We start from the raw sequence: 22,690 nt of genomic DNA, 5'->3' as shown, positions 1-22,690 counted from the left end.
GTAAAGGGTTTACTGGATGTCTTTTGAGCTGTTATCACTGGAGACAATCCAGGAACTGGCACATCAGTACGGCTATTGGGTTATTTTCTCTGGGATTGCTTTGGAAAATACTGGAGTTCCCCTCCCTGGCGAAACCATTACTCTGGTAGGTGGTTTCTTAGCCGGAAGTGGTGAACTCAATTATTGGTTTGTGCTGGCAAGTGCCATTACTGGAGCTGTCCTGGGTGATAATTGTGGATATTGGATTGGCAAAATAGGCGGTTGGTCATTCTTATTGCGATTAGGAGGTTTCTTTCGCATTCCAGAACCCCAACTTGTAGAAGTCAAACGGCAGTTTAGTGAAAATGCCGCTAGAGCGGTGTTTTTTGGGCGATTTGTGGCACTCCTACGCATCTTTGCTGGACCGATGGCAGGAATTGCAGAAATGCCCTACTCTCAATTTTTCTTGTGTAACCTAGCGGGGGCTGCTGTGTGGGCATCCGTTATGGTCAGTTTATCCTTCTTTGTGGGACGGATTATTCCCCTAGAAACTTTAGTCTCTTGGATGGCGAAATTTGGCATCGTGGCACTACTGTTGGTGATTGCTTGGATAGGAGTTTCTATGTGGTTGGAGTCCCGTAAAATCAAAGATGTATCAATTAGCGATCAACCATCAGAGTGACGATTACCGTTAAGCTGCCAACTCTCTCCTTATTGATGTGATTAGAAAAAATTATTAATCCGTCTAAACTCTTAGAAGGAGTGCAAGAGCTGAGTTTGGCGCTTAAGCGGGTTTACTTATCCTTAAGATTTCATTAATTAAAAATCTCTCCTCTTTAGCCACTCAATTCCCCTAGATTTAAAATATTCAGCAATTTTACTGAAGCCATTTGCGACAGATGGCTGATGAAATATATCCCTAGGGATGAATAACAATTAAAGACAAGACTGTATAACAAAACCATGGAAAAGCCTGTGAAGATCAATCTAAGTGGAAAAGACCTCAGTGGCAAGGATCTAACGGCGGCTAACCTGCGGGGTGCTATCCTCGAAAGGACTGACCTGAGTGGCGCTGATTTAAGTGAAGCAGACCTACGGGGCGCTAATCTCAATGGTGCTGACCTCAGCTTAGCCAACCTCAGCTACACGAAATTGACCCGCGCCCAACTCAGGGGTGCTGAATTGCTAGCGGCTGATTTAATCGGTGCTGACCTCAGGGGCGCAGATTTGAGAAATGCAGACCTTAAGGGTGCCGATTTAACGGATGCTGATTTAAGAGGTACTGATTTGAGGGGGGTCAAATTGAGCCGAGTTAACCTCAGAGGTGCTGATTTGAGAGGGGCAAAGTTGAGTAAAGTCTATTTAATGGACGCTAATGTAAGAGGGATAAAGCTGGTAAGCTAACGGCTCGGTTGAACAATAGATTTTAGATTTTAGTGAATTCAAATGCTAAAATCTAAAATTCGTTGTCTTGTTGCTTAACTTACCTGTTCCCCAATCTCAACCATGATTAAAACGGTTGGTTACTGGGTTTTGAGTTGTCTCACGGCGCTAGTTGTTTGGCTAGTCTTTTCGTTTCCTAGCACGAGTCAACTGCATCCCTCAGGAACGGTGAGGATGGTACTAGCCAACGGGGATAGGGGCGCTGTTGTGTCTTTGGCAAACTCCACAAGAGAGCGATCGCGAAATAATAGTGATCCGACTCTACCGTTGAACGACACGTCCTCATCCTCAACCTTACGGGTGATTACGAAGGTTTTTGAGCCATTTGTAATCTATGACAATGGCAACTATAGCGGATTTAGTATCGAACTGTGGGACAAGCTTGCCGAACAAATGGGGGTAAGCTACCAATTACAGGGCGTGGATACCATTGGTCAACTCTTAGAGGAAATAGAACAGGAGATGGCTGATGTCGCGATCGCGGGTGTGACGATTACGTCTGAACGGGAAGAAACCATTGATTTTTCCTACCCCTATTTTGAATCCGGGTTGCAAATTATGGTATCTGCTCAGAACCGTAGCCTCCTCGGTACTCTTTTCCAAGGAACTTTGAGCATTTTATTGACACCAGCCCTTTATTATGCAATAGGATTTTTTGTCCTCTGTTTATTGATCGCGGCTCATCTGATTTGGTTCGTGGAACGCCAGCATAACGAGGAGTTTCCCAAATCTTACCTACCCGGTATCTGGGAATCCTTCTGGTGGGCGGCGGTAACAGTGACAACCGTGGGTTATGGAGATAAAACCCCAAAAAAGGCATTAGGACGGTTATTTGCTTTATTTTGGATGTGTGCAGGCTATTTTATCTTTGCCTACTTCACCGCCAGTATTACCACTAGCTTCACATTGCAAGGATTGCGCGGCGCGATCGCAACGCCTGCGGATTTGCATCATGTGCGAGTAGCGACAGTGGAAAAAAGTGCGGCTCAAGAGTATCTACAGGATAATCGAGTGGCATCTATTTTGTTTAAAACCCTGCCAGAGGCTTATCAAGCTTTAGAGGATGAACGAGTGGATGCTGTGGTTTATGATGCACCTGCTCTACAGAATTATGCGACATCTGAAGGGCAAGGCAAGGTTAAGTTGATTGAGCCGACATTTCAACAACAAAATTATGGGATTGCACTACCCGAAGGGAGCATCTGGCGGGAAGCAATTAATTTGACATTATTAAAGTTGATGGAAGATGGGACATACCAAGGGTTGTACCAAGAGTGGTTTGGTATGTCCACACAGTAGTTTCAGAGCTGAAATTCAATGGGGTATTGTTATTCCAGATTACGGCAAGTGATAAAATATACGGATTAAGAACGGCGAACTCACCAGTATCGCAATCTCTAAAACAGCGATTGTCCACCAGCGGATTTCTTGATAACTCATTCGCATTTTCTCAATTCAATTTACCCAATGCCCCTCAGGGAAATAGTCTTAAGCTAATCAAAGTTTGTTGAGAAAGACTATCAATTTATTTGGGTATGTTCCTTTTTACAGAGGCGACGACTGGTTTCAGTAGCCTGTGTGTGAAGAGTGCGTGAGAAATCCGTAAAGATAGAGTGAAAAGGAGTTTGGGGGAGATTGGGTGAGGGGGAGATTGGGTGAGGGGGAGATGGGGGAGCAGAGGGAGCTGGGGGAGCAATGTAGAGACGCGCCATGGCGCGTCTGGAAGCTGTGGAAGCCGATTGCTTGTACAGTGATCAATAGCCTCTGTGATTTTAACATTCTCATGAAACGTTGGATTGTCAGTTTATGCGGTATCGTGCTAGTGCTGGTATGCTCTGGATTGTGGATAACGCCATCAGTGATGGCACAAGCCCAAATCCCTGATTTAACCCAGGCTCAGATTGAGCAGCTCAACGAATTGCGGCAAAAAGCGTTTACGGCGACACAACTGGGTGAATTTGCCACGGCTGAAGCGTATTGGACACAACTGATTGAACTGTTACCCGATAATCCTGTAGGCTGGAGTAATCGGGGAAATGCCAGAGTCAGTCAGAATAAATTAGACGAAGCGATCGCAGATTTTAATCAATCGATTCAGTTAGCGCCCGACGCCCCTGATCCGTATTTGAACCGGGGGACAGCTTATGAAGGAAAGGGAGAATGGCAAAAGGCGATCGCAGATTATCGACAGGTATTGCAGATTAACCCCGATGACGCGATGGCGTACAACAACCTGGGAAACGCTAACGCCGGAAAGGGAGAATGGGAAGCCGCGATCTCGAATTACCAGAAAGCCATTGATTTATCCCCTAATTTTGCCTTCGCCCGGGCTAACCACGCCCTCGCCCTTTATCAAATTGGCGAGAAAAAAGAAGCAATCCTGGAACTCCGCAAACTAATCCGCAAATATCCCCAATTTCCCGATGTTCGGGCTGCACTCACCGCCGCCTTATGGGTTAACGGGAATCAAGGAGAAGCCGAGAGTAACTGGGTAGCTGCTATCGGGTTAGATCAGCGCTATAAAGACATCGATTGGGTGGAAAATATCCGCCGTTGGCCCCCAGCGATGGTGATGGCGTTGGATAAATTTTTACAGTTGGAATAGTGACATACTCCTACACTAACCTGAGTACAGGTATAGTGTAGGCTTCTCAACCAATCCGGCTATTGCGTAGGAGACGTTGAGCTTTAAGAACGGGATGCCCCTCCGCTCTATTTTTTATGAGGATGCTTCGCTTTTGTTGCACGGGAGAAGGGGGATCGGATGCTCTTGCTCCCCTCTCCCCGGCGTGGGAGAGGGGCTGGGGGTGAGGGGTTGAGCTTAAGTTGACACGGATGCACGTCGGTGCGCCCCTACAGTTTGTTCTATTCAGCTAAATCCTACGACTGAATTCGCAATCTTAACACTACGGTGCTATTAACCGATTGAGAAGGACGCCACTTGAGCAAATGTCGCTTAATTAACTCAATCACATTTGCTGTTTTCAAGGTTGAAGCCTCTTCCTCTAACATAATCCGCCCGACGCGCCCTTTACTTAACGTAAACTCGAAGACGATTTCACCACTCAAATTAGAGGGTAAATTCTTATGTTGCAAATATTGGGTCAATGAAAGGGTTTCATTTTGCTCCAATCCCGTGACGCTTACTACTTCTAACTGGGTATTATTGGCGGCTGGAGACGAAGGCTTTTGACGTAGCCTCAAATACATAGCACCAACTTTGGCTGCTTCACTGGAAAGAGAGAGACTTTCATCGGATATACCTGGCGCACTGGCTAAATAGGCTTGTCGTTTTGATTGAATTGACATTGAACGAGATGCTGCTTTACCAAAAACGCCTTGATAACTAACCTCTTCTGCCATTTCCACGGGAATATTCATAGAAACCGATTGGCTTCCGGGTTCTACCCGCACATCATCACTAACGGCAACAAATGCGGTATATTGACACAATAACTGATAGGTTAATGCCGTATCGGTTACTGCCTCAACTCCCGATTTAGTTTCATAAGTAACCATTTGATTCATCAAGTGTTTAATCCGTGTCCGCCCCCACAATTGAGCAATGGCTGGATTTCCGGTTTCGCTAAAATTGAGCGTGAACGTTTTTTCATAGCGTTCACCCCCGGCGGTAGTACCATTAATTTGTAAATCGCCCGCCATGCGATCGCGCTTTCGTCCAAATAGTACCAAAGGCTGTTGGGCAAATAAATCGGGGGCGATTGCGGGATAAATCTCTGGGGTTTCTCCGCTTCCATTCCAGTTGAGTTCAATGGTGGTTAACACGGGATTATTAATTGAGCGGAAAAAATTTTCAACGACTTTTTCCGTCGGTTCATCATGACGAATAATCCGGCAAATTCCGCGTCCAATTTCAGCAATACGATTAAGTAAAAAGCGGTTAACTGAACTCCCCGCCCCAAAACTATATAACCGATTTCCGGGTTTAAGTTCCTGCTGAACTTCGGCTAAAATGCGATTCTCATTACCAATATATCCATCACTAAGCAAAACCACACTCCGCAAGCGCCCCTCTGGTGCTGGAACATTAATCGCAGCCCGAATTCCACTGAGCATTTCAGTTGCGCCACTGGCGTGTAATTGATTGATATAATTGATGGCTAACTCTCGATTTTCCGGTGTATTAGCCAGGGGAGTTTGGGAGAGATGGCGAACTGCATTAGAAAAGTCAAGAATCGTGAATGTATCGTCAGGATTTAACCCCTGAATAAAGCGCCGCATTAGTTCTTGACATTTGTGCAAAGGTGCGCCTTGTTGAGAACCGGAGGTGTCCATGAGAAACACCACATCTTTGGGAAAAATCTGATCAGGGCGATAGTCTAAAGCGGGGATAAAATAAAGGGCAAAATGTCCGCCCCGTTGATCAGATTGAGTTAAGACGGTGGCTTGGGTATTGTCTCCGGCTACTTGATATCTCAGGATTAAGTCTTTATTCGGAATCGTATCATCACCGCCCAGTTGCACCCGGACAATTTCTCCATGAGTTTCTATCTGCAACTGATGAGAAGGGGAATGGACATTTTGAATTGGTACACCTGCATCAATTTCCACCGTAACGCCGATATCGTGTGCCGATCGCGTTCCTTCAGGTACAATAGGCGGTGTGATTCGGGAAGCATCGGGGACTTCATCGGTATCGCCACTTTCATCAATGGTTGTACCGGGGATATATCGAGGTCCCACCACCATGGGAAAGACGAATTCATAGTCCCCTTGTTCAAAGTTCAAGCTATCGGTGTAGCGAATCGTGACATCAATTTCTTCACCCGGTTTGATATTAGCCAGGGATTGAGTAAAGATATTATCACGTTCTTGTTCCAGTAATCCGGCGGTACGCCCTTCTTGTTTAGCTTGTTCGTAAATCTGTTGGGCTTCTTCCCGCTTTTTAATCGTTCCTTTAATTATGCGATCGCCGATTTTAATTTCCATGTCATCCACGGCGGCTTCATCGGGTAAGGGGAAGACATAGACGGCTTCTAGCGGTTGGGTGAAAGGGTTCTCAAATCGCTGCGTTACCTCTACTCGTGACAGGTTCCCAGCAATTTTCGCCTCAACCTCGGTATGCTTGAGGGGGAAAACCAGAGAGTTTCCGTCTGGAGATTGACAATATAAGCCGTTGTATTTGGGGGGGGTAGATTGAACGGGGGTCATGGTTATCTGTCCTTTTTTATCGGAGTTCTGAGGTTTAGAGGAGTTCTGTTCCCTGAAACGTTAAACTCAGTAGGGTTATAATGCGTTTATGGTAGCTTAGTTTCCGTAGAGCTGCACGTTAGGGATAGATGAACGCGATCGCGCCAACGGGACTCACGCTTCAACTGCCATCATTAACAACTAACCGATTGAAATATTTGTTCAGCGGTTAACTGTAAGTTAGGGAAAGCAACTGACTGGATGCAGTCATTCCCTCGAAATTGACTAACTTGGTATTCTCCCTCCACTAAAACATAAATAGAAACCGTTGGTTGTTTCGGATTACCAATAAATTTACGACCGCCCAGAGCCAAATAATCAACAATCCAGTACTCAGGAATTCCTATTCCTTCGTACTCCCCATATTTTTTGTAGTAATCATCCCGCCAATTACTACTAACCACTTCAATCACCAAAGGAATCGAAGCCCCCAGAATCAAAGTAGATTCTTTTTTCCACAACGGTTCGTTGCTCAAATTCAAACGGTTGATCAACAAGATATCTGGCGAATAAGCCGATTCACTTGATGCTGATTTAACCAGCGCCGTTTTGGGAATAGAATAGGGAAGCTGGAGGCGGACATATTCTAAGGTCAGCTTTTCGGCTAAAAATCCCACAATGTCTTCATGTTCACCTGTAGGCTGTGGCATTTCAATAATGACTCCATCATGCAGTTCATAGCGTTTATTTGCGGGCTTCCATTGGATAAATTCAGCGAAAGTTATGGGTTTTTGTAAGGATTGAACCATAATTATCACCACAATTTTTAACTGGGACATCAACTTCAATAACCAAAGGAATCGAACCCGTAGGGGCACGGCAATGCCGTGCCTGTTTATCAGATTCAAAGAAGGGTTGATTAACACGATATCTGGCAAATAAGCCGGAGCTAGCCTAATTAATGATAAGATAAAACTTTGTCACCGGATCACCCTTGCCCAGCCGACAGAAACTCATTGAATCGGCAACATCGGGGAATTGAAACCTGAACGTACCCCTTTTGTCAGCAGGCTTTCTGCCAAGGATAGGAAGAGGCAAGGTGATCTCCACATAAAGCTCACCCATTCTCGGTTTCATCGTTTATATGAATATTCTCAGTAACCTGCTTTCCAAACCCGCCCAGCAATCCCGTCCGAAAAAACAACGTCGGGGCATCGAAATTAAATCCGAGTCTGAACTTACTATTATGCGGCAGGCGTCTAAAATAGTCGCTACCGTTCTCAAAGAAATTTCCGAACAGGTTAAACCGGGGATGACGACGGCGGATTTGGATGCTTATGCCGAAAAGCGCATCCGCGAAATGGGAGCAACGCCTAGTTTTAAAGGATACCACGGCTTCCCGGCTTCAATCTGTTCCTGTCTCAACAACGAAGTGGTGCATGGAATTCCCAGTCGCAAAAAGGTGATTCGGGCGGGGGATGTGCTGAAAGTTGACACCGGGGCTTACTATGAAGGCTTCCATGGCGACTCCTGTATTACCATTGCCGTGGGTAATGTTAAACCCAACGCCGCCAAGTTAATAGAAGTGGCAGAAGCCGCACTGTATAAAGGAATCGAACAGGTGAAAGCGGGGAACTACCTGCTTGACATTGCGGGGGCGATCGAAGATCATGTTAACGCCAATAGTTTTTTTGTGGTGGAAGATTTCACCGGTCATGGCGTGGGACGCAACCTGCACGAAGAACCCTCTGTGTTTCACTTCCGCACTCGGCAAATGCCCAATGTAAAGTTACGGGAAGGGATGACTCTGGCAATTGAACCGATTATTAATGCAGGTTCCAAGTTTACCCGTATCTTATCGGATCGTTGGACTGCCGTAACCGTCGATAATGCCCTATCCGCTCAGTTTGAGCATACTGTATTGGTGACAGCAGATGGGTACGAAATTTTAACTGACCGCAGCAAAGTGTGAACAAGTCGAGTTAAGATAGATCAACTCAAAACTTAGCCAGGGCGGGTTTAGTCACATCTGGGTTAATCAGAAACGATAGTAGTAAAACCCGCCCCTACCCAAATCGGTTCGGGCGGGTTTAGTCACATCTGGGTTAATCAGAAATGATTAGTAGTAAAACCCGCCCCTACACAAATCGGTTCGGGCGGGTTTAGTCACATCTGGGTTAATCAGAAATGATAGTAGTAAAACCCGCCCCTACACAAACACCAGGTTCTCTGAGCCTAGCATTGGGTCAAAACTAATCGACATCCTAGAGGTATAAAATGTCGGAAATTGTGTCGATTCACTCATTCCGTGGTGGTACGGGCAAATCAAATGCTACAGCGAATCTAGCCGCAACTGTTGCTAAAGCTGGATATCGAGTCGGTATTGTTGATACTGATATCCAGTCTCCTGGCATTCACGTTCTTTTCGGCTTCGATGAGAACAAAATGAAAAACGCCCTAAATGATTATTTATGGGGGCGTTGTCAAATTCAAGATGCGGCGTATGATGTCAGTTCTATTCTCGGAGAAAACCGCAAAATCAATAGCAAAATCTATCTGATTCCGTCCAGTATTCGCATGGGAGAGATTACCCGGATTTTGCGAGAAGGATACGATGTGAATATGCTAATTGACGGGTTTGAGGATTTAATTCAGGCATTAAAGCTAGACTATCTCTTCATTGATACTCATCCTGGTTTAAATGAAGAAACCCTACTATCTATCACCATCTCTGACGTATTACTCATTATTCTACGTCCAGACCGCCAAGACTTTCAAGGAACGGCTGTTACCGTTGATGTGGCACGTAAGTTGCAAGTGCCTAAGTTACTGTTGATGGTGAATAAAGCCCATGAAGCCCTTGACTTTAAGGCATTAGAGCAAGATATAGCACAAACCTATCAGGCTACAGTTGCAGGTATTTTACCCTTGTCAGAAGAGATGATTCAACTCGCTAGCGGTGATGTATTTTGCGTCCGCTTTCCGAGTCATCCTTTAAGTCTAGAAATTAAAAAAGTAGCACAGCAAATTATGACGTAATTAAAACTCAGTTCGTAGTTGCGCTGTCTTCGCTAAAAATCCTATCACTGACTGCCAACTCTAAAATTAAATAAGTACCATTCAGGTTAAATCTAAGGTGGAGGAATCTACGCAGTTTAATGTGGTTTGTATCCAAAATCATATTGTACTTAGTTATCTAAAATGAACTGAGTCGCCCCTATAATGTCAGAAAAAGACATGGATATGAGAATTAGTCACCTAAGAGTTGATAATTTTAAATCACTCGTTGACTTTGATTTACCTTTAGCAAAATTTAACTGTTTAGTTGGACTGAATGGTTCAGGTAAATCAACAGTATTGCAATTCTTTGATTTTTTATCTCAACAGGTTAAAGGGGAGCTAGATGATTGGTTAAAAAAACGGCAGTGGGAAGCCTCTGATATTAATTCAAAGTTAACTCGAAAAAATAATATTTATTTTGAAGCTTGTCTTCTACATAATGAAGGCTTTGAGATTAAATGGTCTGCTAGTTTTAACCGGACAACATTGCGTTGTACCGCTGAACGTATAGATTGGAATAATAATTTAATTCTGAAAGTAGAAGATGGAAAATATAATATCTGGGCTTTGACTAAGCAAGAGCGGGAGAACAAATTATCTGGAACTATCACGTTTGATTATCAAGGGTCATTACTATCACAGATTAAAGAATCTCAATTAACCAGACAAACTCTTGAAATCAAGAAGTTTTTTGAAGAAATAAATGCATTAGATCTTTTGGCTCCTGAGTTGTTAAGACAGCGTACACGAGAAGCAACGAATAGTTTAGGATTGGGTGGTGAACGCCTTTCAGCATTTCTCTATGAAATTGGAGCAGCTAAACGAGACGATATTAGACAAACAATAACTGAAATTTATCCAACAATCAAACAAATTGATGTAGAAAGACTCCGTTATGGATGGAAGAAAATTATAATTGAAGAGAAATTCCAAAATAACCTATTAAAGACAGAAGCACGCCATGTGGCTGATGGCTTTTTGCGAATGCTGGCGATTTTGGCGCAACTGTCTAAAGAGCAAAGTTTTTTGTTGCTTGATGAAATAGAGAATGGTATTAATCCGGAACTCATTGAGTTTGTCGTTGATAGTTTAGTTCAATCTCCTCCACAAGTGCTGGTCACAACTCATAGTCCAATGATTTTGAATTATCTCGAAGATGATATTGCCATTGCAGGTGTAATTTACCTATACAAAACGCCAAATGGCTCGACACAAGCTGTGCGACTCTTTGATATTCCTTCTATGCGAGAGAAATTAACGGTTATGGGTCCAGGGGAAGTTTATGAGGATACGTTGTTGACTCAACTTGACCAAGAAATTAATAACCTAAAACAAACAAATTAGTCACAGGTACGTTGGCTGTGTTTTTACTACTAAGTGGAGAAGGAGCATCTGATATAGGCGCTCAGAATGAAATTGGTCCCATGGCTAAATTTATTGATCATTGGGTCATTCGACGTAGCGATTACTCCTTAATTGATATAGACTGTTATAAAATTGTTTCCAAAAAGGAATTAGCCAATATCGCCAAAACTAGGATCAAGCCTCTTTCTAGAAAAGGCAAAAAGCATCAGAAAGAAACAGGATATTTCTATAAAAATGCCAGAGCTTTAGCTGTATTAGCTAAGGAAGAAAATACTAAGCTAGAGACAATAGTAATACCAGTTTTGTTTAGAGATGCAGACGGTACGGCAAGCTCTGATAGAGGAGAATGGCAATATAAACATCAATCCATGTTGAATGGCTTTGAAGCTGAACAAATTTTACATGGTGTTCCAATGATTCCCAAACCCAAGTCTGAAGCTTGGGTTTTGTGTGCCTTGCGGGAGCGTTATCAAAATTGTCAGCGACTTGAAAATGAGTCAGGTAATGATGATTCGCCTAACTCTTTGAAAAAACAGTTAGAAGAGCATCTGGGTAAACCAGCAACAAGAGAGTTACTGAATGATAAAATTGATCAAGGCAACCTAGATATTAGCCAAATTATAGATATGCCTAGTCTTACAGCATTTAAAGACAGATTAGATGAAGTATTGGATAATCTGGGATTACCTCAGCAGGATTATTGACCGATTTGAGTAAAGGGCGACCCGATCAAATTGAGTGGATACAGTTGTTAATTGGTGCAAGCGAGTCGCCCCTACAGGAGGACTAAAGGTGAGATATTCCAGATTTATTCTATTGCTTTCGTGTTTTTAAAATGGGTAATAAAGCAGCTATCGTAACTGGAACTCCTGCAACAAATTATTGACCCAAAGGGTATCTGCTTCTGACAATGAGGGTATCAGTTCTCGACTATAATCAATGGTGTAATCATAACCTGCTCGGTCGTAAACCTGATGCAGCAATGCTTGTAAATCTACTACAGGTTCTCTATCGCCTTCGCGCAGGGGTATCGGAAACGCCGGAATTGGCTGCGGTAAATTAAAAGCATATAAATCTGCTTGAGGACGACGTTCTTGACGACTAATTAAAATTCGATAATCTGACTGAATTGTATTATTTAAGAGTGGCATGGGTTGCCATTGCCGCAGTAAGTCAATTTCAATTAAATGGGTAAAACTCCCAAAAATTTTCTGCCGTTTTTTAACGTAGGTTTCTCGCCCTTCTCCAGCACGCTTGTTGACGGGGGAAATAATTTCAATCGCTGTCACGACTTGCCCGGTGACTACATCTCGCACTTCTAGATAAGCTTGTTTGATTTGTTCGGGTATGGGTACAGTTACCGTCGTCGGTTGTTCGGTAGGTGGGGCAACAGCGACTGTTGATTCTTGGTTATCGGGATCATTCGGTTTTCTGTTGACTGTAACATCAGGAATCCCTAGCAAAAGTCCACTATCCCCATCGGTTTGGTTAATCTGATAAATGCGCTTTTCAATCGCGACTCGGTACTTAGGACGAACTTGGGGAACTAGAACATCAGAAATTGCTACAATCAAGCGATTGTGAACTTCCACCCAAAAGTCAGGATGTTCTAAATAAGGATTCATGCCGGGAAATGGAGAAGCCATATTAATTCGTCATTTGTACAAGAAGGCGGGTTTTGAATAAATGTTATCATCAAGAATGAACAGAAAAGCCCTAAACCTACCCCTACAGATACGCTACTCAGTCGGGGCGGGTTTATTTACATTTGGGTAAGGTAAGAAACGATAGTAGTGAAACCCGCCCCTACAGACGAATAATGGCACGTCTCTACATTAAATGCCTAAACGTTGATAGATCTCGTCGAGATGGCGAAAATGATGTTGGGGATTAAAACAGTCCTCAATTTCATCGGGTGTTAGCTGACTCTGAACCTGAGAATCTTGGCTAATCAGTTCCCGGAAATTTCCCCCCGGTTGATTCCATGCCTGATGAGCGCAAGACTGGACAATACTGTAGGCGTCTTCTCGACTGGTTCCCTTTTCTACAAGGGTTAACATGACTCGTTGACTAAAGATAACACCGCCATATCGATTCAGATTCCGCTTCATGTTTTCTGGGTACACCAATAGGTGTTTGACTAAATGAGTCATTTCATGGAGCATAAAGTGGGTCAAAATGCAAGTGTCGGGCAGGATAATTCGTTCCACAGAGGAGTGAGAAATATCTCGTTCGTGCCATAGTGCCATATTCTCCAATGCCGCGATCGCATGACCCCGAAGAATCCGCGCCATCCCGCTTAGGCGTTCAGACCGAATCGGGTTACGCTTATGAGGCATGGCAGACGAACCTTTTTGTCCTTTGGCAAAGAATTCCTCCACTTCTAAGACATCGGTGCGTTGTAAGTTGCGAATTTCTACCGCAAAGCGTTCCAGAGACGCCCCTAACAGGGCGAACTGCTGGACAAATTCACCATGACGATCGCGCGAAATGACTTGAGTGGATGCCATATCTGGATCAAGTCCCAGTTTCTGACAGGCGATCGCTTCCACACGGGGGTCAGTATTGGCGTAGGTTCCCACTGCACCGGAAATTTTACCCACAGCAATATGGTGACGCAAATTCACCAAGCGATCGCGGTGTCGCAGAATTTCCGCTAACCACCCAGCTAGCTTAAAGCCAAAGGTAATCGGTTCAGCATGAATTCCATGCGATCGCCCAATCATCACCGTGTAGCGATGTTGTTGCGCCTGATAGCGAATCGCTTGAATCAGTTGCTCTAAGGATTCCACAATTAAATTTAGACTGGCAACTAGTTGTAATGCCAACGCCGTATCTAAAACATCAGAACTGGTTAATCCCAAGTGGATGTAGCGCCCCACATCCCCCACATACTCATTCACATTCGTCAGGAATGCAATCATATCATGACGGACTTCCGCCTCAATTTCCAAGATGCGATCAACGTCAAAATTTGCCTTCGCCTTAATTTCCGCAACCGCATCCGCCGGAATCTCACCCAATTCCGCTTTTGCCTCACAAACCGCAATTTCCACCTGTAGCCAGGTTTTGAACTTATAGGTATCCGTCCAGAGTTCGCCCATTTCAGGCAAGGTATAGCGCTCGATCAATGCCTGTATTGCCCAATACAACCGTCATATTGTACAACTGTGCCTTGGTTTATTCCATTTTTTTAGCGGTTGGATTGTAAAAGCTTTGTAATTGGGAGACATAAGTCCGCCTTTGTGGACAGGTATCCTTCAGACTTGCAGGATAAACTAGCAAAAGTACCTATTGCAATATTTCCATGTTTGATCTCACGTCCCTACTTGAATTTTCCCGCGCCCATTGTGTGGCGATTTGTGGGGGGTTAGTTCCCCTAAACTTACTGCTGACATTACAGACGATGATTTTGACGGGACTCCAGCGCCCTCAACGTCAGGTGCGGTTAGCGGCTGCATTTGCCTGTCTTCCGGCTGGGGTGATGGTTCTCCATGTTTGGACATGGTTGATGATTGGGGTGGTGATGGCGCCCACGTTCATCTTGTTAGGGTTAGCTTGTATCTGTGTGGGGATTAATCTGTGGGCGAGTCTTTTCCCGCAAACGATGGCGGGTGTACTGCGAGGGGGGTGGTTCTGGGTGATGAGGCGTGTCCACCATTCTGGTAAGCGTCGTGATTCTGTGGTTGTTTCTTAAGTTTAAAGAACTAGCATCCCCGATTTTCCTGAGAAGTCGGGGATTTTGCTTGTGCTAATCGCGCCAGTTGCCCAACCCCTCGGTAATTACCTGCGCCAATTACTGAGGAAGGCGTGACTTTACCTGACGTTTAATTCTCTGCAACGCTTGATTTGCCAGGTTTTGAGCCGTTTTCGGGCTGGGGGTTCGTGGTGAAGTTTTGAGAACGTTTGTCGAGTCTTCATAAAAACTTTATATAAATACTGAGTTTTGGGGCTACATCTTTACCACAACTTCATAGACTTAAAGCTTTATCATACTAATATGTATATAAAGAGACAAATTTACATCTACTTCAAGAGAAATTTATGATGAGTCAAAGATTTATAAAGTCTACTCAACAATTATCGATGGCGGCTGCAGTAGGAGCAATAGCCGCTACTACATTAAGTGTTAATCCAGCCAGTGCTTTTTCAATTACAACGGGCGGTCAAGCTAAAGGTAGTCCTGCTGGAATTGAAGGACTAACCACTACTGTATCTAATGCAAGGGTTATCACTTTCAACGAAGCGGATGACATTTCTGGGGTTGATTTTGCAGACGTTAGTGATGTTAATCAACAAGGTGCTGACTATGATCCAGGAGATGCGTTAGTTATCACCAACGGTGGCGCTTTTGTTAGTCAAACAGGTGCTATTCCCTATTCCGGTCCACCTAGCGGTAGTACGAATAACACTTCAGCTTACCTTTCACTTCCTACAAATAATAACAATGGTGTAAGCCAAGTCACTATTACCTTACCTACACTGTCAAACTACTGGGGTTTACACTGGGGTTCAATGGACGATGCAAGTGCCAATAGCCCAGCTAACCAAATTGAATTTTTGCGAGATGGTACAGTCTTAGCGACCTTTACCCCAGATGATTTAACCGCTTTAGGTTTAGATGTAGAAGCTGGAGGCGGTCCAGATAATCAAGGACTTGCCAAAGCTAATCCCTACGTTAATTTCTTTTCTGAAGGTTCAGACGAATGGTTTAACGGAGTAAGACTGACTCAACTGGGTACCAATAATAATATTGCCTTTGAAAGTGACAACCACGCTTATCGTCCAGTTCCCGAACCTCTGACGATTCTAGGTTCTGGCTTGGCGTTAGGATTTGGCGCTATCTTCAAAAAACAACAGTCACGGCGGCGTTAGTTCTGTTTCATAACTTCTGTGTAGAGACGTTGCATGCAACGTCTCTACAATGTTGTGTGGATGACTGAAACGGATGGATAAACATCAGAGTTTTATTTAGATCCCCGACTTCGCCCAGTAATTCTCCTTTTACCAAATCTTTATATAAACACTGCTATTAATTCTGCTATCTTCACGGCAGCTTCACCTAAAAGCAAGCTTCATTAAATTAATATCTACCTAGAGGAACAAATAAAGTTCTCTTTATAAAGACTAGATGAGCTTGATAAAGCTATGACAATGAATAAGGATGCATCAATCATCACTACCGTAGCTGCTACAGCAACGGCTATGATCGGGGTTATTTCTATCAGTGGTTTTACGATTACCACGGGCGGTGAACTCAAAGGTAGCCCAGCCGGAAGTGAGGGACTGACTACCAGTAGACCCGGTGCTGTAGTGATTGATTTCAATGATGCGCCTGACCTTGACTTAACCAAGGTTGGTACGGTTAATCAAAAAGGAACAACCTACTCTCCAGAAGACGCATTAGTGATTAACAACGGTGGCGCACTCGTACCCACAAAAGGAGCAGTCCCCTTTTCCAGTCCCACCCAAAATAACACGTCAGCTTACTTGTCACTACCGACCAATTCTCAGGATGATGGAGACATTGAGCAAGTCTCGATTCAGTTACCTAAACCCTCCAGCTATTGGGGGATGCATTGGGGGTCTATGGATTCAAGTAATCAAATTGAATTTTTCCGAGGTGATACCCGTTTAGCCCGGTTTACGCCTGATGATTTTGTCAGTTTGGGAGTGGGTCCTGGCGTTGGGGGGGATAATCAAACAGAGGAGTCTAACAATCCTTATATCAATTTCTCGGCTCAGGGATCACAGCAATGGTTTGATAGAGTAGTGCTGACTCAACAGGGTGAGGATGAAACCCTCGCCTTTGAAAGTGACAACCACGCTTATGATGCGGTACCGGAACCCCTGACGATTCTGGGCTCAGGGCTGGCTTTGGGATTTGGCGCTTTGTTCAAAAAACAACAGTCACGGCGACAGTAGTCAATTCATAACCTTTGCTTCTGTGTAGAGACGCGCCATGGCGCGTCTCTACAATGTTGTTGGGATGGCTTCACAGCCAGAGGTTTACGCACGATGAACCATCAGCGATAAGCTTAGGAATATATTCCACACAACCAAGAACTGCTTTAGGCTATCACTTAGAAGCAGTGCCATAGTCTCACAATAGGCGATGACCACATTACTAACGCTTTTTAGCAAACAACGGCAGGAACTGCAAGGCGCGATCGATAAAACCACGAATCCAGAACAGGTGGTGATGCTGGTGCAAAACCAACTCAATACTCTGGAAAGCAGTTACATCGGGGGACTGAGTGTCTCTCAAGTGCGTCTGGCGGCTTTTTTCCTGGATGCACTACGCCAGTCTGTGGCGACGCTAGCGGCGGCGAATCCAATCAACCCGATGCGGGTTACCCCCCCAGAATCGGAGTCAGAGGACCAAACAGGGCGACAATTATCTCCCAAACGCCTCATTCTCAAAGTTCTTCAGGGACTTCTCTGTATCGGTATCTTGGATTCGCTGTTCAACTTAAGTTCCGATGCGCCCGGAGTGTGGTTAGATATTTTGCTGATGGCGTTGTTGGTTGGGCTTGAGGTTGTCTCCCAACTGGATAAAGGTTCTCTAGAAAACCCTACAGACACACCTGAATCAACGCCCTCTCAGCTTACCCTGCGAATCGATAGTCAAGTCTTGTTAGACAACATAGCAGAAGCTCTCAACACCATTGATTTAGCCGTTGCTCAAGCCCAAGATGGGAAGAAAACCGTCGATGCGAATGCAATTGAGGAACAACCTGAATTATTAAATCTGCTACAACGGTTGATAGGCGCATCATTTCTAGAAAAGCCTCAGATGGCGCTAGAACTGACTAAACTTATACCCCAAATTTTGGTTGAGCAGGGGATTGAAGCAAAACTCTATCAACCGGATGATGTCAAGAGTCATCGGGAGTATTTTGACTTTGAGCCAAGTATCAACCCCAAGGCTAAAGAGTATATTACAATCGCGCCCGCTTTAGTGAAAGGCGATCGCTTATTGCGGCGGGGGCGGGTGATTGAACCGAGAACTTAATAAATAATTAATTATGACTGATGTAGTTTTCCGAAAAAACGTTGAAAAAACTGAGAGTCCTGTCAACCGGGATGCCTCTCCATTATCTTCTATTCTTTCCGAGAATATGCACGTTTTAGAGACCATTGGATTTGATTTAGGACACGGTGAAACAGCCGTGGCTAAAGCGCTAGTGGAGAGCATTGACCCCCCAGAAATGCTGGAGGTGAATAATAAGAAGGTGCAAATTACCGCCTTGGGCTGGCATCCGGATTTAGGTTATTTGGTGGGGGAACAGGCTTTAATTCAAGTGGGTGTAACTCAACTGGATATTGCCTTCAAACAAAAACCGAATCCGGATCTAGATTACCGCAAAACCATTCGCCATTTTCTAGAAACCTATTACAGACTTTTGCAAAAAAGCAAACAACTGGAGGGGGAAGAAAAGAGTCATTTTTTCGTCGGTTGTCCCTCTGGCTGGTCAAAGCGCGATCGCCAAGAGTACCAAACCATCTGTAAAGCCGCCGGAATTCCCCGCCTCAGCGTAGTTCCCGAATCACGGGCGGCGTTTATGCAGGCGAAGGAAGGGGGTAAGCTGGACTATGATAAGCTCAAATCGGCGGTACTGATTATTGATATTGGCTCGTCCACAACTGATTTTACATTAGTCAAGAGTTTACATGAAATTCCCCTGGATTTTGGTAGTAATACCCTAGGTGCTTTCCTAATTGACCGAGCAATTTTTGAGCGCACCGTGGCGAACTATGAAGATACCGCCTTATTAAACTGGGTGTTTGAAGAATATCCCCATCATAAATCCCGTTGTCTGTTGGCTAGCCGTAAAGCCAAGGAAGATTATTTTTCTAACGAACAACTCTACAACCATCCCCAATCCTTTGCCCGTGGCTTTGAATCGATTAACGAACAGATTTATTTTATCCCCCAAGTCAACAAAGCCGTCATGACAGAGATATTAAACCAACCGTTAACGGAATTAGAGGGGAAAAGTTGGATTGAATCCTTTCGAGAGTCAGTCATTGAGGCAAAAGAAACCCTCGCCAAACAAAAGATAATCCCAAAAGTGATATTAATGACAGGGGGAGCATCACGGATGCAATTTACCCGTCAGATTTGCGAAGAAATCTTCCCCGAACCCGCCACCCAGGTGCGCCCTGATCCTGAACCCGAACGGTGTATTGCCCTAGGATTAGCCCGAGTTGGACGGTGGGATTTACGGGCGGAAGCGTTTAAAAAAGAAGTGGATCAACGGTTTGATTCTGAGAAACTAAAATCGATTATTGAACGCCATATTCCTGAGTTAATTGAACTGCTGATTAAACCGCTATCTCAGGGGTTAATTGACAACGCGGTTAAACCCAGTTTACAAGACTGGCGCATGAATAAAATCCGGACATTAGGTGACTTGGAAACTCGGATGAAGCAGAAGGCGGAGGCGTGGATTAAACAGGATGCGATGGGGAATAAGGGTAATGAATCCGCCCGACAGATTGTCAAAAATCAATCGATTACCTGGTTTAACAGCAAAATTCAACCCGAATTATCAGTAGAAACTGACCCAATTTGTCAAAGATATCAGATACCCCGAAGTAGTTTACGATTTGAGGAAGGGATTGATCCGGATGTGGTTAACCCCGAAATCTCCGTGGGCGATGCTATCTTGGCGGATACGGTGTTATTAATTGTTAATCTCGTGATTGGTGGGGGAACAGTTGGGGGAATTATTGCCCTGATTTTAACCGGGCATTTGGCTTGGCCCCTATTAGTCATTTATGGGATTTCGGTACTGGCGGCTGGTGTAGAAATCACCCGTAGCAAAACCCAGGAAGCGATTAAGACAAAATTAGATATTCCCGGTTGGAGTCGTCAATTTCTATTGAATGATAATAAGATTAACTCAACGTGCGAGCAAATGAAGCCGGAGTTAGAGAAGGTGTTTCGAGAACAACTAATTGAGAATCAAGAAACCTTTGATGAACTGATTAATAAGGTGGGACGAGAGTTAAAAAAAGCGCTCAATGCAAAGGCGCAAGAGGCGGTAATTTTGATTCAGTAGAAAATGCGAGGAAATAATAATCACGCATTCGTTGGAGTTTAGGGACAATTTGCAGGGGTGGGTTTAGAGACAATTTGTAGGGGCGGGTTTAGGGACAATTTGTAGGGGCGGGTTTAGGGACAATTTGTAGGGGCGGGTTTAGGGATAATTTGTAGGGGCGGGTTTAGGGACAATTTGTAGGGGCGGGTTTAGGGATAATTTGTAGGGGCGGGTTTAGGGATAATTTGTAGGGGCGGGTTTAGGGATAATTTGTAGGGGCGGGTTTAGGGATTCAATTAGATAGTCACCGATAAATGAACAACGAAACCCGCCCTCCTCACCGATAAATGAACAACAAAACCCGCCCAGATTAACCATAGCTGAAAATAAATTTGACAGGTTTTCCGGGCGCACGTCTGTGCGCCCCTACAATGGTGAAATAGATTTTACAGGTTTTGAATTCGTCATAGAGATGATAGGGATTGCAAAGGTTGTAGGGGCGAGTCGCTGTTCAAATATAGCGGTGTGAAGATTAACTTGTCTCGACTCGCCCTGGTCTCAATGTACGCCGTGTCAGATAATTACTGATACTCGATGCAGGGCGACCCGATAAAATTGATGGATGGGTTATGTTGATTTTGTACGGCGGGTCGCCCCTACAGATATCTTGACCAATAACGCTAAGTGCGATCGCACAACTCGAACCCACAGCACACAATCCTACTACTGCAAGAGTTGCAACGTTCCCTGAATTCGCTCAAACGCCTGTCGATACGCCGCCTCATTGCCACTTCCTTTCGCCAAACTAATCACAATAATATCTTGACCATCGCCACTGGGAAGCACAATATTCTCAAACTCGTACAATCCTGTAGATTGGAATGCGATCGCGTCTAGACGTTCCCGGAGAATTCACCCCAGAGGAAGGTTCTGCTTGACAAGCAATAGTCAATCCCAAACTCACACAGCACAACACTCGACCCAAAAACCAGGGGATGCGACTGTTAGTTATCCATTGGCGCCGAATTGACATAAATCATCCTTATCTACCTTTATCTGGTTTTTCGGGCTTGGGTGGTATCTGTCCGGTTTTTTGAGCTTCTAGTACAGCCACCTCAATCAGAAAGGCAGCCAAACTCGCTCTGGGTCTGCCTTCGTTGTCTGCCCATTGCCCTAAAGTTTCATAAATATAGTCGGGAATTGTAACGTGAATACGTTTGCTCACGACCAACAGTTGACGTTCATTATCGCTTTTAATCTTACAGGTCTGCACTCGTAAATAGGGCGTTAGCTACAAATTAGCTACAAAAAAAGCCCAAAGTACGCTATAATTTAAGGTTATTTATTTTTGTGATATTCTTAAAATGAACGCGAAACGTTCAAAGTCAGAAGCCAGTCCCGCGCCCTAGACAAGCATCGGACTGGCTCTGGCTCCCACTTACATAGGAGATAACTTTATTATGCTATATCAAGACCGTCTCAAGCCTTGGATTGTGGTTAATCTGCTGCCAAATTTCCAACGAGTCGTTATGGGTCGATATCGCCGTTGGTCTGATGCGGATGGTCATGTGCGAATTCTGCGACAACTCATTCCGACTGCGCGATTGACCATTATCTTTGACCCAACGGACTAAAACTTTTGTTCAGTCAGCTCTCTTCTGACTTTCGCTTTGGGTTCCTTGGGTTTGAACCCAAGGCTGTTTATCTTAATATGCATGACTATAAGTTATTCTATTCAGATAATTTAAGACTATGCCTATCTTTCTTTTCGACGCAGCAATAAAGCATCCATCGCCGGATTAATTAAGTCTTGAATCTCGCCATTTTCCCTGTGAATTACGACCTCAAGCCATTGGTTTCGTGCTATTTCCATCGCCCATTTAATCGCGGCTTCTTGAGTAGGAAAAACTTTAACATTTTCCTGGATAGCGTCTTGAATGACTGCCCATCCTGCTGCATGAGGTGCTACATGTAACTTAGAATTGAGTTCCTTTTGTACTCGTTCCCGCAGTCCAATCACCGTAATACCCACGATGGCTTGACTCTTCTCATCATATCGAGCAATGACTCCCTCTCCAAGTTCTACCGTTAAGGTTGGTAGTGACTGTCCCAAAGACAGATAGAGAACATCGGCGTCTTGGTCGTAGTGTCCTGTGATCGTGGGAGAATCTTCTAAAATTCTGATTATAGTGTCCATATAATTCGCCTATTGGTTGAGGGACGCTTTCTAAGATAGGCTGTTATGATATATCCATCGTAACCGCTACGTTCTCGATAAACCACCATCAGATACTTTTGGTTGCCCGGAATTTCCGGATAGAGGCGAACCGCGACCAAAGCCTTTGTATCATTCCCTTGTTGAATCAAATCAGGATCTTCCAGGGTTTCTAAAATAAAGCTATAATAAGGTTGCATTTCAGGATGTCCGTCCGGTCTGATAATATGATCCCACCGCTCACGAGTTAAACGGATGGGAACTCCATTCACTGAACGCCCGATCCATAGTATGTTTTTTCCCTGTGTCATTGGGTCTGGAATTTAAGCAATATGACTTATAGATTTTGAACATTTTAAGTCGGTTTCTTACTCCTATCTAGACCTCGTATAACGACAAGGAAATAGCCAAAATACTGAATTCTTTTCAG

General features: G+C 44.3%; 23 protein-coding genes. 14 read left to right on the top strand and 9 right to left on the bottom strand.

Going from position 1 to position 22,690, the window contains the following annotated elements; translation table 11 throughout:
• The first annotated feature begins 16 nt into the window (after positions 1 to 16).
• The 4 genes from RH949_RS16630 to RH949_RS16615 all read left to right on the top strand — a co-directional run bounded on the left by RH949_RS16630 (position 17) and on the right by RH949_RS16615 (position 4,027).
• Positions 17 to 661, top strand: a complete 645-nt coding sequence (locus RH949_RS16630; RefSeq protein WP_006098423.1) for a DedA family protein — start codon at positions 17 to 19, stop codon at positions 659 to 661.
• 293 nt (positions 662 to 954) lie between these two features.
• On the top strand, positions 955 to 1,383 hold the full coding sequence (locus RH949_RS16625; protein ID WP_446354629.1) for a pentapeptide repeat-containing protein: 429 nt from the start codon (positions 955 to 957) through the stop codon (positions 1,381 to 1,383).
• A 102-nt stretch (positions 1,384 to 1,485) separates the two neighbouring features.
• A complete protein-coding gene (locus tag RH949_RS16620) occupies positions 1,486 to 2,721 on the top strand; it encodes a transporter substrate-binding domain-containing protein (protein WP_446354627.1) in 1,236 nt (411 codons plus the stop codon).
• A 484-nt stretch (positions 2,722 to 3,205) separates the two neighbouring features.
• The gene (locus RH949_RS16615; RefSeq protein WP_446354625.1) at positions 3,206 to 4,027 is read left to right on the top strand and encodes a tetratricopeptide repeat protein; all 822 of its coding nucleotides are present in this window, start codon (positions 3,206 to 3,208) and stop codon (positions 4,025 to 4,027) included.
• A gap of 275 nt (positions 4,028 to 4,302) precedes the next feature.
• Here RH949_RS16615 and RH949_RS16610 read toward each other — a convergent pair whose 3' ends face one another.
• Together RH949_RS16610 and RH949_RS16605 are read right to left on the bottom strand one after the other, a co-directional pair.
• A complete protein-coding gene (locus RH949_RS16610; protein ID WP_446354623.1) occupies positions 4,303 to 6,594 on the bottom strand; it encodes a VIT domain-containing protein in 2,292 nt (763 codons plus the stop codon).
• A gap of 173 nt (positions 6,595 to 6,767) precedes the next feature.
• Positions 6,768 to 7,382 (bottom strand): Uma2 family endonuclease, encoded by a 615-nt coding sequence (locus tag RH949_RS16605; protein ID WP_044204932.1) that lies wholly within the window; start codon positions 7,380 to 7,382, stop codon positions 6,768 to 6,770.
• A gap of 335 nt (positions 7,383 to 7,717) precedes the next feature.
• On the opposite strand from RH949_RS16605, the gene map reads away from it, so the two are divergent.
• From map to RH949_RS16585, 4 genes are all read left to right on the top strand, one after another.
• The gene (gene map / locus RH949_RS16600; RefSeq protein ID WP_006098545.1) at positions 7,718 to 8,545 is read left to right on the top strand and encodes a type I methionyl aminopeptidase; all 828 of its coding nucleotides are present in this window, start codon (positions 7,718 to 7,720) and stop codon (positions 8,543 to 8,545) included.
• Between the two features lie 305 nt (positions 8,546 to 8,850).
• Complete coding sequence (locus RH949_RS16595; RefSeq protein WP_006098416.1) at positions 8,851 to 9,612, top strand: MinD/ParA family ATP-binding protein; 762 nt, start codon at positions 8,851 to 8,853, stop codon at positions 9,610 to 9,612.
• A gap of 183 nt (positions 9,613 to 9,795) precedes the next feature.
• Positions 9,796 to 10,977 (top strand): AAA family ATPase, encoded by a 1,182-nt coding sequence (locus RH949_RS16590; protein ID WP_446354620.1) that lies wholly within the window; start codon positions 9,796 to 9,798, stop codon positions 10,975 to 10,977.
• Between the two features lie 17 nt (positions 10,978 to 10,994).
• A complete protein-coding gene (locus RH949_RS16585; RefSeq protein ID WP_446354618.1) occupies positions 10,995 to 11,702 on the top strand; it encodes a hypothetical protein in 708 nt (235 codons plus the stop codon).
• A gap of 147 nt (positions 11,703 to 11,849) precedes the next feature.
• Here the strand turns inward: RH949_RS16585 and RH949_RS16580 are convergent, their stop codons facing one another.
• Together RH949_RS16580 and purB are read right to left on the bottom strand one after the other, a co-directional pair.
• Complete coding sequence (locus RH949_RS16580; protein ID WP_446354616.1) at positions 11,850 to 12,644, bottom strand: DUF4058 family protein; 795 nt, start codon at positions 12,642 to 12,644, stop codon at positions 11,850 to 11,852.
• Between the two features lie 189 nt (positions 12,645 to 12,833).
• Complete coding sequence (gene purB / locus RH949_RS16575; RefSeq protein WP_446354614.1) at positions 12,834 to 14,129, bottom strand: adenylosuccinate lyase; 1,296 nt, start codon at positions 14,127 to 14,129, stop codon at positions 12,834 to 12,836.
• Positions 14,130 to 14,305: 176 nt separating this feature from the next.
• Between purB and RH949_RS16570 the strand changes: the two genes are divergently transcribed.
• The 5 genes from RH949_RS16570 (at position 14,306) to RH949_RS16550 (ending at position 20,066) form a co-directional block, all read left to right on the top strand.
• Positions 14,306 to 14,695, top strand: coding sequence for a hypothetical protein (locus tag RH949_RS16570; protein ID WP_006098587.1), 390 nt, complete (start codon positions 14,306 to 14,308; stop codon positions 14,693 to 14,695).
• A gap of 389 nt (positions 14,696 to 15,084) precedes the next feature.
• Entirely contained in the window at positions 15,085 to 15,873 is a 789-nt protein-coding gene (locus RH949_RS16565) for a PEP-CTERM sorting domain-containing protein (RefSeq protein ID WP_446354612.1), read from the top strand.
• A gap of 279 nt (positions 15,874 to 16,152) precedes the next feature.
• Positions 16,153 to 16,923 (top strand): PEP-CTERM sorting domain-containing protein, encoded by a 771-nt coding sequence (locus RH949_RS16560; protein WP_446354610.1) that lies wholly within the window; start codon positions 16,153 to 16,155, stop codon positions 16,921 to 16,923.
• A gap of 190 nt (positions 16,924 to 17,113) precedes the next feature.
• On the top strand, positions 17,114 to 18,013 hold the full coding sequence (locus RH949_RS16555) for a hypothetical protein (RefSeq protein ID WP_446354608.1): 900 nt from the start codon (positions 17,114 to 17,116) through the stop codon (positions 18,011 to 18,013).
• A gap of 106 nt (positions 18,014 to 18,119) precedes the next feature.
• Positions 18,120 to 20,066 carry an Hsp70 family protein gene (locus tag RH949_RS16550; RefSeq protein ID WP_446354643.1) on the top strand — a complete coding sequence of 649 codons (1,947 nt, stop codon included), beginning with the start codon at positions 18,120 to 18,122 and terminating at the stop codon, positions 20,064 to 20,066.
• 702 nt (positions 20,067 to 20,768) lie between these two features.
• Here the strand turns inward: RH949_RS16550 and RH949_RS16545 are convergent.
• Genes RH949_RS16545 through RH949_RS16535 form a run of 3 tightly spaced genes read right to left on the bottom strand, consistent with a single transcriptional unit; the run spans position 20,769 to position 21,318 of the window.
• Positions 20,769 to 20,891, bottom strand: coding sequence for a hypothetical protein (locus RH949_RS16545; protein WP_006098634.1), 123 nt, complete (start codon positions 20,889 to 20,891; stop codon positions 20,769 to 20,771).
• 7 nt (positions 20,892 to 20,898) lie between these two features.
• Positions 20,899 to 21,078 carry a hypothetical protein gene (locus RH949_RS16540; protein WP_006098596.1) on the bottom strand — a complete coding sequence of 60 codons (180 nt, stop codon included), beginning with the start codon at positions 21,076 to 21,078 and terminating at the stop codon, positions 20,899 to 20,901.
• 9 nt (positions 21,079 to 21,087) lie between these two features.
• Positions 21,088 to 21,318 (bottom strand): ribbon-helix-helix domain-containing protein, encoded by a 231-nt coding sequence (locus RH949_RS16535; protein WP_232231620.1) that lies wholly within the window; start codon positions 21,316 to 21,318, stop codon positions 21,088 to 21,090.
• A 187-nt stretch (positions 21,319 to 21,505) separates the two neighbouring features.
• On the opposite strand from RH949_RS16535, the gene RH949_RS16530 reads away from it, so the two are divergent.
• The gene (locus RH949_RS16530) at positions 21,506 to 21,679 is read left to right on the top strand and encodes a hypothetical protein (protein ID WP_006098590.1); all 174 of its coding nucleotides are present in this window, start codon (positions 21,506 to 21,508) and stop codon (positions 21,677 to 21,679) included.
• 122 nt (positions 21,680 to 21,801) lie between these two features.
• On the opposite strand, the gene RH949_RS16525 is transcribed toward RH949_RS16530, so the two are convergent.
• A complete protein-coding gene (locus RH949_RS16525) occupies positions 21,802 to 22,242 on the bottom strand; it encodes a DUF2188 domain-containing protein (RefSeq protein WP_446354605.1) in 441 nt (146 codons plus the stop codon).
• Positions 22,230 to 22,532 (bottom strand): PBECR2 nuclease fold domain-containing protein, encoded by a 303-nt coding sequence (locus tag RH949_RS16520; protein WP_446354603.1) that lies wholly within the window; start codon positions 22,530 to 22,532, stop codon positions 22,230 to 22,232. The genes RH949_RS16525 and RH949_RS16520 overlap by 13 nt, the downstream gene beginning before the upstream one ends.
• Between the last annotated feature and the right edge of the window lie 158 nt (positions 22,533 to 22,690).

Origin of the sequence: Coleofasciculus sp. A1-SPW-01 (assembly GCF_040217205.1) — a bacterium.
Classification (GTDB): domain Bacteria; phylum Cyanobacteriota; class Cyanobacteriia; order Cyanobacteriales; family Coleofasciculaceae; genus Coleofasciculus; species Coleofasciculus chthonoplastes_A.
The sequence above is the reverse complement of the archived record's forward strand: the minus strand, read 5'-3'. Positions and strand labels throughout refer to the sequence as shown.